This is a genomic window from Rahnella sp. 2050 (genome assembly GCF_040544515.1).
Lineage (GTDB): Bacteria > Pseudomonadota > Gammaproteobacteria > Enterobacterales > Enterobacteriaceae > Rahnella > Rahnella aceris.
Genome location: NZ_JBEPKE010000002.1, coordinates 277,561 through 293,239 on the forward strand (window position 1 = coordinate 277,561; position 15,679 = coordinate 293,239).

At 49.1% G+C, this 15,679-nt stretch carries 13 protein-coding genes and 3 tRNA genes; 9 read left to right on the forward strand and 7 right to left on the reverse strand.

Features of this window, described 5'->3' with window-relative positions; translation table 11 throughout:
* The first annotated feature begins 9 nt into the window (after positions 1 to 9).
* Positions 10 to 882 carry an HTH-type transcriptional activator RhaR gene (gene rhaR, locus ABIC79_RS08525; RefSeq protein ID WP_013577119.1) on the forward strand — a complete coding sequence of 291 codons (873 nt, stop codon included), beginning with the start codon at positions 10 to 12 and terminating at the stop codon, positions 880 to 882.
* Positions 883 to 910: 28 nt separating this feature from the next.
* Here rhaR and rhaT read toward each other — a convergent pair whose 3' ends face one another.
* Both rhaT and ABIC79_RS08535 read right to left on the reverse strand, forming a co-directional pair.
* Positions 911 to 1,945 (reverse strand): L-rhamnose/proton symporter RhaT, encoded by a 1,035-nt coding sequence (gene rhaT, locus ABIC79_RS08530; protein WP_013577118.1) that lies wholly within the window; start codon positions 1,943 to 1,945, stop codon positions 911 to 913.
* A gap of 600 nt (positions 1,946 to 2,545) precedes the next feature.
* Positions 2,546 to 3,640, reverse strand: coding sequence for a GGDEF domain-containing protein (locus ABIC79_RS08535; protein WP_013577117.1), 1,095 nt, complete (start codon positions 3,638 to 3,640; stop codon positions 2,546 to 2,548).
* A gap of 303 nt (positions 3,641 to 3,943) precedes the next feature.
* On the opposite strand from ABIC79_RS08535, the gene ABIC79_RS08540 reads away from it, so the two are divergent.
* Entirely contained in the window at positions 3,944 to 4,228 is a 285-nt protein-coding gene (locus tag ABIC79_RS08540) for a DUF1435 domain-containing protein (RefSeq protein WP_013577116.1), read from the forward strand.
* Positions 4,229 to 4,342: 114 nt separating this feature from the next.
* On the opposite strand, the gene ABIC79_RS08545 is transcribed toward ABIC79_RS08540, so the two are convergent.
* The 4 genes from ABIC79_RS08545 to ABIC79_RS08560 all read right to left on the reverse strand — a co-directional run bounded on the left by ABIC79_RS08545 (position 4,343) and on the right by ABIC79_RS08560 (position 5,816).
* Positions 4,343 to 4,429 (reverse strand) — tRNA-Leu (locus ABIC79_RS08545).
* A 46-nt stretch (positions 4,430 to 4,475) separates the two neighbouring features.
* A tRNA-Leu gene (locus ABIC79_RS08550) sits at positions 4,476 to 4,561 on the reverse strand.
* Between the two features lie 36 nt (positions 4,562 to 4,597).
* Positions 4,598 to 4,683 (reverse strand) — tRNA-Leu (locus ABIC79_RS08555).
* Positions 4,684 to 4,877: 194 nt separating this feature from the next.
* Positions 4,878 to 5,816, reverse strand: a complete 939-nt coding sequence (locus ABIC79_RS08560; protein WP_013577115.1) for a LysR family transcriptional regulator — start codon at positions 5,814 to 5,816, stop codon at positions 4,878 to 4,880.
* Positions 5,817 to 5,941: 125 nt separating this feature from the next.
* Between ABIC79_RS08560 and ABIC79_RS08565 the strand changes: the two genes are divergently transcribed.
* Positions 5,942 to 6,934, forward strand: a complete 993-nt coding sequence (locus ABIC79_RS08565) for an aldo/keto reductase (RefSeq protein WP_013577114.1) — start codon at positions 5,942 to 5,944, stop codon at positions 6,932 to 6,934.
* A 4-nt stretch (positions 6,935 to 6,938) separates the two neighbouring features.
* Here ABIC79_RS08565 and rsmC read toward each other — a convergent pair whose 3' ends face one another.
* Complete coding sequence (gene rsmC, locus ABIC79_RS08570; protein WP_013577113.1) at positions 6,939 to 7,985, reverse strand: 16S rRNA (guanine(1207)-N(2))-methyltransferase RsmC; 1,047 nt, start codon at positions 7,983 to 7,985, stop codon at positions 6,939 to 6,941.
* Positions 7,986 to 8,124: 139 nt separating this feature from the next.
* On the opposite strand from rsmC, the gene ABIC79_RS08575 reads away from it, so the two are divergent.
* The 6 genes from ABIC79_RS08575 to ABIC79_RS08600 all read left to right on the forward strand — a co-directional run bounded on the left by ABIC79_RS08575 (position 8,125) and on the right by ABIC79_RS08600 (position 15,489).
* Positions 8,125 to 8,538, forward strand: coding sequence for a DNA polymerase III subunit psi (locus ABIC79_RS08575; protein ID WP_013577112.1), 414 nt, complete (start codon positions 8,125 to 8,127; stop codon positions 8,536 to 8,538).
* A complete protein-coding gene (rimI, locus tag ABIC79_RS08580) occupies positions 8,507 to 8,950 on the forward strand; it encodes a ribosomal protein S18-alanine N-acetyltransferase (RefSeq protein ID WP_013577111.1) in 444 nt (147 codons plus the stop codon). The genes ABIC79_RS08575 and rimI overlap by 32 nt, the downstream gene beginning before the upstream one ends.
* Before the next feature lie 231 nt (positions 8,951 to 9,181).
* Entirely contained in the window at positions 9,182 to 9,505 is a 324-nt protein-coding gene (locus ABIC79_RS08585) for a helix-turn-helix domain-containing protein (protein ID WP_013577110.1), read from the forward strand.
* Positions 9,506 to 9,507: 2 nt separating this feature from the next.
* Entirely contained in the window at positions 9,508 to 10,767 is a 1,260-nt protein-coding gene (locus ABIC79_RS08590; RefSeq protein ID WP_013577109.1) for a type II toxin-antitoxin system HipA family toxin, read from the forward strand.
* Between the two features lie 164 nt (positions 10,768 to 10,931).
* Positions 10,932 to 12,521 (forward strand): peptide chain release factor 3, encoded by a 1,590-nt coding sequence (gene prfC / locus ABIC79_RS08595; protein WP_013577108.1) that lies wholly within the window; start codon positions 10,932 to 10,934, stop codon positions 12,519 to 12,521.
* A 412-nt stretch (positions 12,522 to 12,933) separates the two neighbouring features.
* Complete coding sequence (locus tag ABIC79_RS08600; protein WP_013577107.1) at positions 12,934 to 15,489, forward strand: PKD domain-containing protein; 2,556 nt, start codon at positions 12,934 to 12,936, stop codon at positions 15,487 to 15,489.
* Positions 15,490 to 15,679 lie beyond the last annotated feature (190 nt).

Consider the following 15,679-nt stretch of genomic DNA (forward strand, 5'->3'; position numbering starts at 1 on the left):
ATTGCATCTATGTCATTGAAATTGAATAAAAATGACTTCTTCCTGACCAAAATGAATTCGGTCGTGGTGGCTGAACGTCACCCGCAGGCCGACTTTCCGAGTCATGACCATGATTTTGATGAACTGGTCATTGTCTGGCGCGGTAATGGTCTGCATGTCTGGAACGACATCCCTTATCCCATCACCTGTGGTGACTTGTTTTATATTAATTCGCGGGACCGGCATAGCTATGAGTCAGTCAATGAACTGGCACTGGATAATGTGCTGTTTTGCCGTGAGCGTTTCGGGCTGGCAGCCGACTGGTCGCAATTATTACCGGGTGAAAATGTCAGCCAGGAACAACGTTACTGGCGTTTAAGTACGCTTGGCATGGCGGTTTTGCGCGATAAAGTGGATGAGCTTGCTAAAGAGTGTATGAAATCGGAGCCGCTTTCGATCCAGCTGAGTGAAGCCCTGTTGATGCAACTGGCACTGTTGTTACTGCGTTTTCGTCAGCGGCCGGACAGTGGCGCGTTACCGGATGCGCATCAGCTGGATCTATTGCTGATGGCTCTGCGGGCAAATATCTCCGCTCCCTTCCATCTTGAAACGTTTTGTCTGCAACATCAGCTCAATCCGCGTGCTTTACGTTCGCTGTTCAAGCAGTACACCGGCATGAGCGTGACCCATTATTTACGTCAGTTGAGGCTTTGCCGGGCGATGAGTTTGCTGCGCTACGGCAACATGACGATCAGTGACGTGGCCGCTGAATGCGGCTTTGATGACAGTAACTATTTTTCTGTGGTGTTCAGTCGTGCAAGTGGTGTTTCGCCGCGGGACTACCGGCAGCGTTTTACACAGCAGACCGGCAAAATCCTTTTATCCTCAACGACAGCAGAATAAGTTCTGCTGTCGTTGAGAAACGTAACGCTTACAGTGCCATACCCAGACCGACAATATTCGCCGCCAGAATAATCACCAGCGCACCGATACAAAGAACGCGTACTGGTTTTTTGCCTACCCCGAGCCATTCTTTCAGCACCAGACCGACGATGCCTCCGCACAATACGTAGAAACTCATATGCAGCATCCAGCTCATGTAATCATATTCTGCAGGGATGCTGGCATGGCCCCAGGCGTAGAAGAAGAACTGCAGATACCACATCACGCCGCCAATAATGGAAAAGACCGCATTGGTGAGCAGCAGGGATTTCGCCACCGACATATCGGCGCGCAAAGAGATGGTTTTACGTGTTGCCAGACGGATAAAGCAGAAACCGAGGTTAACGACCGCACCGCCGCCCATAATCACCACATAACTTGGCAGGGCAACGTACAACGGATCAATCCCGAGTTCGCGTGCTGCTTCGTGCATTGGCACCGCAGCGCTCATGGCGAAAGACATCCCTGCGGAGAAAATCCCGCACATTACAGCCAGAATCAGCCCTTTTCGCAGATTGAACTCTTCAGCTTTAATGCCCAATGCTTTTTCTTTCAGGAAACCCGCATAGCTGACAATTGCCACACCGATGACCGCAACAAATACGCCGAGCAGGGTAAGCTGGCCACCTGTTGTGCCAAACAGCATGCCAATTTTGCCCTGCAAAACAGGCGTCATCAGCGTCCCGATAATCAGGGTAATGCCGATGGCGATGCCTATCCCCATCGACATACCGAGGTAGCGCATGGTCAGGCCGTAGTTGATGTTACCGATGCCCCACATGGCGCCAAACAGGAAAATGGGCAGCAGGGTCGCAAAACTGAATGAACCGTAATAGGCCCAGAAATCAGGCAACAGCACGTAGCTGACCGCCCACGGCAAAATGATCCAGGAAAAGAAGCCGCCAAGCGACCACATGGTTTCCCATGACCAATGTTTAACTTGTTTGAATGGCGCATAGAAGCAAGCTGCGCTGGCTGCTCCTATCAGATGCCAGATAATCCCTAACACTATCGAACTGTTCATACACTGGACCTTTTATTATGTAGAGTGATGAGATAAACAAAAGCGCTGCTGTTAACTGATCCTTCAGAAACATGAGCAGCGGGTGGCGGTAGTGTAAGAAGTGTCCGGTAGTGGAGCCTTCCGGTCAGTGCCACAGAGAAATCAGCGCTGGCACTCGCCGGAAGATGAACATGAGTCAGTTCACAAATCCAGTAAGAGAATTAATAATTACATTAAATCAACAAACTAGGACATTTTTAGAGACTTTTTAGAGACAAAGGGATTGTGGTTGCAGAAGAGGTCGATAGCGGGTGGGAAATGGACTCAAGACGTCTTTTAGGATTATTTTTATCTGTGCTTATTTCGTGGTGAAGCGGACGCGTGCAGGCATATTTAAGTAGATTTAAAAAGTTGAAAAGTAACAGGGATTAGTAACATTCATTATAGTAAACAAGTTTCTTTACTTTCAGCCAGAACCATTAATCTGGCTGAAAGTTGAATGATTATGCAGTGAAAATGAATGACGGCTTTCTTTATGACGAACCGGTAAAACGCTGAACATTGTTCGCAAAAATTAATAACAATAAGTGTGTTGTTATTAATACTATATATAAATCATCGTCAGGCTATTTTTTCTTCCACGGCTTGCTGTATCTCCTGGGTCTCTTCCCAGGCATAAAATATTTTATTACGGCCGCTGTTTTTTGCGTTATAGAGTGAGGCATCGGCTTTACCTAAAGCCTTAATAAAGTCACCGTCCTCCAGCGCAGCCAGCCCGGCACTTACCGTGACGTGGGTGGAGACCTCAACATTAAACAAATGCGGGATATTCAGCCCGAGGACTTTATTCTGGATACGCTCTGCCATGCGAACCGCGTGTTCCTGTTTAACGTTGGACATCAGTACCAGGAACTCTTCTCCACCATAACGGACAACCACATCCCGCGAGCGCACTGCATCGCGGATAGCGGCAGAGACACGCACCAATGCCTGATCGCCCATCGTGTGGCCATAGTTGTCGTTATAGGCTTTGAAATGGTCGATATCGAGCAGCATAACGTAGTGCCCTGAATCCTGATTAAACAGTGTTTCCAGCTTATTCTGCAAACCCCGGCGGTTGTAAAGACCGGTCAGCGGATCGAGCATACTCAGGTCGCTGAATTTTTCCCGTTCGCTGTAGAGATTGGACACCATTCTGCGCGTAAATTCATCGCTGCGTTTGAGCATCAGATGATGCAGCCAAAGGCCAATCAGCGGCAATGAGACGGTAAATAAGATGCGCTCGACATGTTGGAAATCGTCTAAGAAGATGACGCAAAGAGTAGAAGGTACTGCATGCAGGCAAAAAGCCAGAAAATTATCTGATAAAGCGATGGCACTGATAAAGAATATACTGAGCAAGCTGACTAAAAGATAATTTTTATCCAGATGGCCGATTTCTTCAAAGCGTAAGGTTATTTGCCAGGCCCATAACAGCCCGACGGCGACTGAACACATATTAAGATGGGCAGAGTAATTTTTCTTACTGAAAAAAGAAAATATCAGCCCTGAAAAACAAAGCACAAAAATCAGCACCAACGGAAATGGCGTAGAAACTGCATTCTCTGGCGGGTAAGCCATAGAAAATAATGCAGTTGCACTATTTAAAAAAAAGAATAGCAACATCGCCAGCCGATGTTTGCTTTTAAGCAGCTCATCATAGGAATGAGATATCATCAAATTTACTCTATTTAGCGTGTGTTGTTCTGAATAGATAAAGTGTCTTATCGCCCTATACCGCGTAATTATTCCATGCAGGAAGGCTAATAGTTCTAATATGTAATTATTAGAACGCAATAAAATGTTGTTTTTATAGTGACTGTCTTAATTGAGGCTGTACTAATGTGGTTTAACTGCCACAAAACTAACACTTTTGCGGTCAGGTGTCACCCAAACGAAGGGGGGGACTGTAAATAGGTGGTAAATGAGAAAAAATCCTATATGATATTAGTTCTCATTACCATTATTTGGAGCAAGGTTATGATACCAGCAATGGCCATTGCATGTGGCATCTGGGCGGTTGTGTGGATGTTTGGCAAACGTCTTACCAGCGGTTGGGGCGTATTGTTGCCTTGTGCACTGATGCCGCTGCTTGCCCTGACGCATATGTCGCTCGATCAGTTACGTGTGCTGATAGTCGTTGCAATGCTGATCACGCTGGGCATGCTGTTCCACCGTACGTTGCGACACTATATGTTGCTGCCATCATTTATGGCGCTGGCAGGAAGTCTGGCTGCGGTAACGTTGAATTTTAGTTTGTTGTAATAAAAGGATTTTTTAAGATGAAAAACAGGAAACACAGTAAAGCTGCGGGTCTTTTCTATTTTTTGAAACTGAAAGAAGTATTGCAGGAAGGAAAAACTGAGGAACAGAATCACGTGGTGCGAAGAGAGGGACTTGAACCCTCACGTCCGTAAGGACACTAACACCTGAAGCTAGCGCGTCTACCAATTCCGCCACCTTCGCACAGATGATTTCTGCTTACTGCTGGATTCGATTTATATCACCGGAGTGGTGCGAAGGGAGGGACTCGAACCCTCACATCCAAAGGACACTAACACCTGAAGCTAGCGCGTCTACCAATTCCGCCACCATCGCGTACCGTGCCGTGCAATATAAATCTTGTGATTGTATTGGTGCGAAGGGAGGGACTCGAACCCTCACATCCAAAGGACACTAACACCTGAAGCTAGCGCGTCTACCAATTCCGCCACCATCGCGTTCCAATTGATTACTGTGTTGACGCATTCATCGGAATGTCATCAGCAAGTAACACAACCACGGGGGCGAATTCTAGAGATTTTCCCACAGGCGTCAATAGTTATTTCCCCCATTTCGGACGTTTGATGTAAAAAACAGCATATTCGTGGTGAATGGTTCAATGTCTCAGAACGTCGTCAGGTTAATCGATGGTTTAATCAACGATTTTTCCCATAATGAGGTTCTTACACACCGGGTCAGCAGGGCTGGAAAACAGCGCGATCAGCCAGTCCAGCAGCACGCGGATCCTCGGGGCCAGGAAGCGGCCGGGCGGATACATAATGTACAGCGGCATTGGCGGCGGAAGATGCTGATGCAGTACTTCCACCAGTTCGCCCTGTGCCAGTTCCTGCGTCATCGCCAGTTCCGAGGCCTGAATCAGCCCAAAACCCGCTTTTGCGGCGGCGACGTACGCGTCGGCGCCGCTGACGGTCAGCGTGCTGGCAAGTTGTCGCTTTTCGATCTTTCCGTCTGTCACGAATTCCAGATGTGAATCTGCCCGCTGATGGGCAAAAAAATAGCCCACGGCGTGATGTGCGGTGAGATCTTCCGGTGTCTGCGGCGTACCAAATTTGGCTAAATATTCCGGCGATGCGCAGGTGATTTGTTTCAGGTCTGTCAGATGGCGCGACTGCAGATTGTCATCTTCCGAAGGCCATGCACGCACCACGCAATCCACCCCCTGATCGAGCAGATTGATGGCGTTGTCATTGGCACTGACACTCAGGGTTATCTGCGGATAGCGCTGGTAAAACGTCGGCAGCGCGGGGATCACCATCACGCGCGCCAGAGAATGCGGCATGTCGATGCGGACAATGCCAGCTGGCTGGTTTTTGTGATGCGCAAAAAGGGCGTCAGATTCTTCCAGCGCTGAGATCAATTGCAGGCAGCGTTGATAATAGATTTTGCCTTCATCGGTGATTTTGACCTGCCGTGTCGTGCGCAGAAACAAGCGGACACCCAGTCGCTGTTCCAGACGTTTCAGGGTCGTACTGACCGTGGCGCGTGGCACATTAAGGTCTTCCGCAGCCCGGCTGAAACTTTCCAGTTCGGCAATGCGGATGAAGATTTTCATCGCCTGAATTTGATCCATACTGTTCTCAATGATTGTTTGCGATTTATGAACAGTGTTGCACGTTTTCGCTGATTTATCTTTCCTGAAAGAACAACCAAACTTTATCCCGTTACTTCTCCTCTCTGTGTCATAAGGAAAATCCGATGAAACAACGTCAGCTGGGTAAAAAGGGTCCGATGGTGTCAGCGCTGGGGCTAGGTTGCATGGGCATGAGCGACTTCTATACCACCGGTCTGGATGATAAAGAATCGATGGCAACGCTGGAGCGTGCGCTGGAACTGGGCGTCACGATGCTGGATACCGCCGACATGTATGGCCCGCATACCAATGAAGAACTGCTGGGGCGTTTCCTGAAAGGGCGTCGCAATCAGGTTTTTTTAGCCACCAAATTCGGTATTGTGCGTGATCCGTCCCATCCGCAGGTGCGGGGTACAAACGGCCATCCGGACTATGTCCGCAAATCGGTAGAAGGCAGCCTGAAGCGTCTGGGGACCGACGTTATCGACCTCTATTATCAGCACCGTCCGGATCCGACGGTGCCGGTCGAAGAAACCATCGGCGCGCTCTCCGATCTGGTGCGGGAAGGCAAGATCCGTTATATCGGGCTGAGCGAAGTGCCTGTGAGCATTCTGGAACGGGCGCATAAAGTGCATCCGGTCACCGCGCTGCAAACCGAATATTCGCTCTGGTCACGTGATGTGGAAGCCGATATTTTACCGGCGTGTGAGCGTCTGGGGATTGGTTTTGTGCCTTACAGCCCGCTGGGTCGGGGTTTTCTGACCGGACAAATCCGTTCAGTGGACGATCTGGATTTGGATGATTACCGCCGCGACAGCCCGCGTTTTCAGGGGGACAACTTCGCGAAAAATCTGCAACTGGCGGAGAAAATCAGTGAACTGGCGCAGGAGAAAGGGGTGAAACCCTCGCAGCTGGCGCTGGCGTGGGTATTATCGCAAAGCGATAACATAGTGCCGATCCCTGGCACCAAACATCGTCATTATCTTGAGGAAAACATCGCCGCGCTTGATGTCTCCCTGAGTGAAGCCGAAATCGCGGCGATCGAAGCAGTGTTTCCTTTCCGCGTGGCAGCGGGTGATCGCTACAACGCGGAACTGATGCGTTTCCTCAACGTCTGACTGATTAACGTTTTTTCTTTTTCAGATCGCGCGGCGGACGTCCACGTACGGCCCGGTACACTTTGAAGCGGCCGTTTTGTGCCAGCACTTCGTGGCTGCCAAAGGCGTCATCAAGCAGGGCGGCATAAGGCAGGAAGGCGTTCGCCACAATGCGCAGTTCGCCGCCGATGTTCAGATGGCTTACCGCACCACGGATCAACTGCTCCGCCGCTGTCAGACTGGTTTGCAGACCTTCATGGAATGGCGGGTTGGAGATGATCATATCGAAACGCCCGGCAATGTCGGAATAGACATTGCTGGCAATGACTTCGCCCGGCAGATCGTTTGCCGCCAGTGTGGCGCGGCTGGCTTCGATAGCGGCCGCACTCACATCACTTAGCGTGATTTTCATCTTCGGCGAGTACATGGCCAGTACCGAGGCCAGTACCCCGGCACCACAGGCAACATCCAGCACTTTACCTTTAACCGGCTCTTCGAAACTGTTGATCAGCAACAGGCTTCCGCTGTCCAGACCTTCACGGCTGAATACGCCTGGCAGGGTTTTTATGGTCACTTCTTCGACCATGTACTGATCCCACCAGCCGTCAGCATCAAACTCAGGCTGCTTTTCCAGACGGCCATGGTACAAACCGCAACGACGTGCACTGTCGACTTTACTCAGTTCGCACAGGCCTTCCAGCGTGGTTTCCCCGCTGCGAACGCCACTGCGGTTTTCACCGATGACAAACACATCAATGCCGACCGGTAAGTGTGACAGTAAGTTGAACAGCTGGAATTTCGCTTCCAGTTTGCTCTTTGGCCAGTAATAGACGAGCACATCACACGGCGCGATGAATTCAGCATCAGCAACTAAGCCAAACTGAACGTTATCTCCCAGCGCTTTGCTGAGCATCTGCCAGTGGTGATACATATTGGTGTGGACGCGAACTTCTTCGGCGTCAATTTCAGCTGGCAGGCTGTCTTGTAAGTCACCGGCGAACAGGACGCGGCGGCCTTCAAATTCTTCGCTATGGCGCAGTATGACTTCACTGGCCGGAGTTAATGCAGACATCAGGGTGAGGCTCCTCAGGAATGAACGCGGGATTATATACTCTTCGTCTCTGATTGAGTAATCGAGCTTTATTGGCGCATGTTCGATGTGTTTGCTAGCATAGCCGGGCTTTTCGCACTTCAACCGGCAGGGATCAGGCATGGCATCCAGACGAGATACATTATTACAACAGCTGGGCATTACCCAGTGGACGCTGCGCCGGCCTGCTGTATTACAAGGCGAAGTGGCAGTCAGTCTGCCCGCGGGAACTAAATTGCTGATCGTCGCCGCCGTTCCGCCAGCAGAAGATGATCCGCTGGTCAGCGATGTTTTGCGCAGCCTGACGCTAAAAGAATCAGAAGTTTACCGCCTGACGCCTGAACAGGTCACTATGTTACCTGAAGATACCCGCTGCAATATCTGGCGACTGGGGGTAAGCGAACCGCTGACTCTCACTGGCCCGCAGCTCTCCACTCCGGCCCTGGCCGAACTCTATCAAGACGCCGGCGCCAAACGCGCGCTCTGGCAGCAGATCTGTGAAAATGAACAACATTTCTATCCTGACGCCCGCTGATCTTCCCCGCGCATTCGCCATCGAACAAGCCAGTCATGCCTTTCCGTGGACTGAAAATACGCTTGCCAGCAATCAGGGCGAACGCTATCTGAATCTCAAAATCATGCAGGGCGAAGTGATGGCTGGTTTTGCGATCACTCAAATTGTTCTCGACGAAGCCACACTGTTTAATATCGCTATCGATCCGGCTTTTCAGCGTCAGGGCTTAGGCCGTACGTTGCTGGAAGAAGTGATACAACAACTTGAACAGAAAGATGTTTTTACATTATGGCTTGAAGTTCGTGCCTCCAACGCCAAAGCGATCGCGCTCTATGAAAGCCTCGGTTTTAATGAACTTTCCATTCGCCGTAATTACTATCCCGCCGCACAAGGCCGCGAAGATGCCATCATGATGGCGCTGCCGCTGGGGTGATACCGTAACAACATCTCATTTACTGTAATTTATACTATTTACATCCAATTAGTTGTATTCCGCCAAAATTACAATTAAAAAGGTGTAATTCATTATATTTACAGTTAAAGAGTTGTAATTAAAATTATTTACAGCAAATTAAGTGTAAATTTTAATTATTACAATTAATGTGTTGTTAAATAACCCGAAAAACAGCTATTTTGTTGTAAGTAGTCTGTCAGGAGATAGCTAATGAGAACTCTCAATGAATTGCCGACCTTATTAAAACAAAGGCGCCGGCAGTTAGGGCTGAGCCAACAAGATATGCGTATGAGAACGGGTATGACTCAGCAGCAGTATCAGAAAATTGAAGCGGGTGCGGATCCCCGTCTTTCAACGTTACTGAGGATCCTGGAAGGCATGGAGCTGGAACTCATGTTGGTGCCGCGTCAGCGTGTACAAGAGATTAAAGAGCTGCTTGATTCGACAATTAGTAACGGTAACCGCCCATCTGAGCCGGAGCCAGAGAGTCTTAACAATGATTGGGATGACATCTTAAGTGATTTAAAGGAGTAAACATGGAGAAGCTGGTGGAGTCAGTCGAGGCTTTAGCACTGTATCTTGATGAGCAGTGTGTAGGGGTTTTAGCACATTATGCGGGCAGCCGAAATATCCTATCTTTTGCCCCGGAGTATCTTGAACTACCCATCAGTCAGCGTCCCGTTTTTACATTGACGCAAAAAGTGCGGGCAGAATATCTCAATAAGCCGCTTATCAGTTTTCACAAGCTTCCCCCGGTTCTTTCAAATTTGTTGTCAGAAGGCGCATTGCGAGAATGGATGGCGTTGACGTTGAAAGTCCATCATGACGATGAGTTCCCATTACTGGCCTATGCCGGTAATAACCTGCCCGGTGGGATAACCGCCGTGCCACTTAAGGGGGGCGAAATACCTGGCTGGGCGCTGACATCTCGTGGCGACAAACTGGAAGCCGTTCAAATTGATGTTTTGCATAGCACCGACAAATTTTCTCTGGCAGGTGTTCAGATGAAGTTCTCTGCATTACGACAAGATGGCCGTTTCAACGTGAGTACGGCTGTCGGGGGAGACAGTTGGATTATCAAAACTCCGTCAACGGCACATCGTGCAGTGCCTGAGAATGAATTTAGTGCGATGAAATTAGCGCAGGTAATCGGTGTCAATATCCCTGAGATTAAGCTTGTCGAGCTCCGAAATTTGGTCAATTTACCTGATATCCCTTTACCTGATGAGCCTTATGCTTACGCGATTCGTCGCTTTGACCGCACGGACGAAGGGCGCGTGCATACTGAGGATTTTGCACAGATTTTTCAGGTTTATGCGCGGAATAAATATAAGGGCTATAGCTACGACGATATTGGTCGTGCTCTTTATAGAGTCGGTGCAGGAGGAATCATCGATATTCAGCAGATGGCGCGCCGGATGTTGGCGAACATTTTAGTGGCGAATGGGGATGCCCATCTAAAAAACTGGACGGTGATCTACCCCAATCGAGTGGACGCTGTCCTTTCACCTGCCTATGACATTGTTTCTACCAAACCCTACGTTAAGAGGGAAGATGGTGTGGCTTTGAATATGGCAAAAGAAAAACGATGGAGTGTGATTAATATGCAGACCTTCAAGCGCTGGGCTGAAAGAATTGGTGTACCATGGTCTGCCGTTGAAGTGCATCTTGATGAAGCCATTGAAATTGCGCGTAAATGCTGGCCAGATTTGCTTACGGAGTTACCGATGCTTGAAGAACATAAAATAGTTCTGCAAGAACACTGGGCCGCACTTTCAACCGACTTCCGTTTCTAAAGCGCTCTCTTAGTCACACCACACAAAAAAACCATTGATTGCCCATCCCGTCTAAATCAGTGAAAATAGCCGGCTATAACTTTTATTACCGCTTTGCCTGACGTCACCTTCTGACGTGATGTGAATCCTATGCAGGGCGGACCAACCGCAGAAACGTGAAAAACATGTCTCCAAGTGAATACGCCCTTGAAGTGGCTAAGCGCCGCACATTTGCCATCATCTCTCACCCCGATGCCGGTAAAACGACCATTACCGAAAAGGTTCTGTTATTCGGACAGGCCATTCAAACAGCCGGGACTGTAAAAGGCCGTGGCTCCAGCCATCACGCCAAATCCGACTGGATGGAAATGGAAAAACAACGTGGTATTTCCATCACCACGTCCGTGATGCAGTTCCCGTACAAACAGTGTCTGGTTAATCTGCTCGACACCCCGGGGCACGAAGACTTCTCCGAAGATACCTACCGTACCCTGACTGCCGTTGACTGCTGTCTGATGGTTATCGACGCCGCAAAAGGTGTCGAGGATCGTACCCGTAAGCTGATGGAAGTGACCCGTCTGCGCGATACGCCGATCCTGACTTTTATGAACAAACTCGACCGCGATATCCGCGATCCGATGGAAGTAATGGACGAAGTGGAGCGCGAGCTGAAGATCGCTTGTTCTCCGATTACCTGGCCGATCGGCTGCGGTAAATTGTTCAAAGGGGTTTACCACCTTTATAAAGACGAAGTGTATCTGTATCAGACCGGTAAAGGTCACACCATCCAGGAAGTTCGCGTGGTCAAAGGCCTGAACAATCCAGAGCTGGATGTTGCCGTCGGCGAAGATCTGGCTGCGCAACTTCGTGATGAGCTGGAACTGGTGCAGGGTGCATCACATGAATTCGATCACGAAGCTTTCCTGCAAGGTGAGCTGACGCCGGTATTCTTCGGTACCGCGCTCGGTAACTTTGGTGTCGACCATATGCTTGATGGTCTGGTGGACTGGGCTCCTGCGCCGATGCCACGTAAAACTGACCTGCGCGAAGTGAAAGCTGATGATGAGAAATTCACAGGTTTTGTGTTTAAAATTCAGGCCAACATGGACCCGAAACACCGTGACCGCGTGGCGTTCATGCGTGTGGTATCCGGCAAATATGAAAAAGGCATGAAGCTGCGTCAGGTGCGTACGGGTAAAGACGTCGTGATTTCCGATGCCCTGACCTTTATGGCCGGTGACCGTTCACACGTTGAAGAAGCCTATCCGGGCGACATCATCGGTCTGCACAACCACGGCACAATTCAGATTGGCGACACCTTTACTCAGGGTGAGAACATGAAGTTCACTGGCATTCCTAACTTTGCCCCTGAACTGTTCCGTCGTATCCGCCTGCGTGACCCGCTGAAACAGAAACAGTTGCTGAAAGGGCTGGTACAGCTTTCAGAAGAAGGCGCGGTACAGGTCTTCCGCCCAATCGCCAACAACGATTTGATTGTCGGAGCGGTCGGCGTGCTGCAGTTTGAAGTGGTCGTGGCGCGTCTGAAAAGCGAATACAACGTGGAAGCGATTTACGAATCGGTGAATGTCTCGACCGCCCGCTGGGTGGAGTGTAGCGACGTGAAGAAATTCGAAGAATTTAAACGCAAGAACGAAACCAACCTCGCACTGGATGGCGGCGATAACTTAGCATATATCGCACCCACTATGGTGAACCTGAATCTGGCTTCAGAACGTTATCCTGAAGTGAAATTCCGTAAAACACGCGAACATTAATTCATTCCTGTTTCTGAAAAGGCGACTTTGATGTCGCCTTTTTTATTGTTTCTTAATTTTGCATTAATAAAACATATATTAATTTATTTTGTTAAGGCAGAGTACTTATTATATATTTGTATGCCTTTTGATGAAAAATATACCTGACTTATTAAATAATCTTAATTTTAATTATTAGTGCGATTAGTTATGTTTAGATGAGTCCATTCCTTAATAGATATGCCATTATGTGCGGTGAATAAGTTACCTCATATTTATTTAATATGTTTTGGGGGTAATTAATATTTTTTGTTTATGAAATAGTAACAAAAGTCTTAATTTCACAGGAATTACAATAGGTTTTCTCGCGAAACATATATGTATTCTATGAATATCCCGCCATGGCAATGATATATATATAAGGAATGTAGTTATGAGAATGAATAAAATCACACAGATGCTCTGTGTTGCCGGTTTGACGATGGCTTCAGCCAGCGCTTTTGCCCTTGAAGCCTGGAACGGACAGGAAGGGGGTGACACCTTTGAAGTCATCTTTGACGGCAGTGTTTACTCAAATGCCTGGTGGGTCGGTGCGACAAATTGCCCGGGCACAGCGGAACAAGATCAAGGTGCCAACCCTTGGCGTAAGGTGCGCGACGCATCTGCGACTGAAATGAGCCAATATGGCAACCCGACCGTTTGTGAGATTGCCGGTGACGGCACGCAGAATAATTATGTCGATTATGACAGCAGCCGTGATTATTTAGCCGGTGATATTGTTCTGGCAAATGGCATGACATACAAAACGTCTAAACCAACGCCGGCTCACAGTTTCGCACCAGCAGAAAATAACCCGTGGGTAGTGTATGCACCGACGCCGGTCTGGAGCAGCAGTGCAACCTATAATCAGGGCGATAAAGTTCAGAAAGACGGAGTTATGTATGAAGCTCTGTTTTACACCATTAATAATGATCCGTCGCTGACGGCTAATCAGAACCCGGACGGAAATAATGGCCATCCGTGGAAACCTCTAGGTCCGGTTCAAATCTACTCTCAGGATCAAATTGATAACGCGCCAACGCTGAATATCGATACCTTATATCCTGCTAATTCATTAGTGAAATATAACGGCAAAAATTATCAGTCTTCTGTAATAGTTCAGAAAGTTAAACCTGACGATGTTTCACCGTGGGCTGTGTATATGGACTGGAGCGGCACGAAAGAGCGCGTGGGTACGCCGAAAAATCCGTGGCCTGCTCAGTTCTATGCGCCTTATGTCGATTTCACCTTAAATATGCAGCCTGACCTTGTCGGTCTGGCGAAAAACCAGAACGTTAACCACTTCACCATGGCCTTTATGGTCGCTAAAGATGCTAACACCTGTGTACCGACGTGGGGCACCGCTTACAGTGTTACCAACTACGCGCAATACAGCAAAATCAAAGCATTGCGTGAAGCAGGCGGCGATATCATGGTGTCGATCGGCGGCGCGAACAATGCGCCTCTGGCCGCAGCCTGTAATAACGTGAATGATCTGCAACAGCATTATTATGACATTGTCGAAAACCTGAACCTGCAGGTGCTTGACTTCGATATCGAAGGAAACTGGCTGGCTGATAAAGAATCTATTCAGCGCCGCAATGCCGCCGTCAAATTAGTACAGGATCGCTGGGCTGCCGAAGGCCGTCACATCGGTGTCTGGTATACCCTGCCTGTTCTGCCAACCGGTTTAACCCATGAAGGGATGGAAGTGTTGCAGGATGCCAAAGATCAGGGCGTCGTGCTGACCGGGATTAACGTGATGGCGATGGATTACGGCAACGTACAATGTCAGTCAGCCAACACTGAAGGTCAGAATATTCACGGTAAATGTGCCACTTCTGCCATCGATAATCTGTTCACTCAGGTGAAAGGTTTATACCCTGAGAAGAGCGCCGCACAGGTTTACGCCATGCTGGGGACAACGCCGATGATTGGCTATAACGATGTGCAGGGAGAAGTGTTCTATCTTTCCGATGCGCGTCTGGTTTATCAGCAGGCAAAAGATTATGGCCTGGGTATGATCGGTGCGTGGTCTGTGGCGCGTGATCAGCCGGGTGTTTCAGGACAAGTTTCTGCGGAACACAGTGGTATGACGCCGGAACAGGCTCCGATGTACGCTTACAGCGAAATCTTTGCGCCAATCACCAGCGGTTCACCGGCACCGGTAGAAACCAATACGCCGCCGGTCGCTAATGCCGGTATTGCTCAGCAGGTTAATGGAACCGCTGTTATCACGCTTGACGGTTCAGCCAGCACCGATAAAGAAGGCGACACCCTGACGTATCAGTGGAAGCAAGTTTCCGGGCCAGCAGTGACGCTGCAAAACAGCGACGCGGCAAAAGCGACATTCAGCGTGGCGCAACCGGTGACCAATGCGGTGTATACCTTCTCGCTGACCGTGAGTGACGGCGAAGGCAGCACCACAGCGCAAACCAGCGTGAATGTGATTGATGCGTCTAAGCCTGTTGCACCGTCCGTTACCCTTGAATCCACGTATACCGTGACTTCAGGTGAATCGCTGACGCTGACAGCAAAAGTGACAGATCCGGATACGCAGGCTGCTGATTTACATTATCAGTGGACTAATCCGGCTGGATTGCCAGTCGCACCGGCTCAGGGGGCAGCATCCAACACTGAAGTGATCAATGCACCACAAGTAACAGTTGATACGCGCTTTACTGTTGACGTGACCGTGACCGATAACACCGGTTTAACCGATACCGCAACGACCACGATTCTGGTGAAAGCCAAAACAGCGGCAGGGGATTATGAGTATGTTTATCCGCAAAGTAGTGAGAAATACGTCGCGGGAACCCGGGTATTAGGCAGTGACGGTGGCATCTATCAATGTAAGCCTTTCCCATACTCCGGTTGGTGTAGTCAGGCGGCCTGGGCGTATGCTCCTGCGACCGGCACTAACTGGCAGGATGCGTGGGATAAACAGTAATTTCACTACCGAAGACTGATTTATAACGCAATAATTTTTCAATGGCTCCTGTAAAGGGAGCCATTTTTTTATCTGATACCCTTCCGGATCTTACGCTTTGTTATCAATATGCCGATATTTTGCGCAAATTTTGGCGTAAACCTTCGGACTTGTCTGCATTAGAGGCCATATTCGACGATCTCCCTACTAA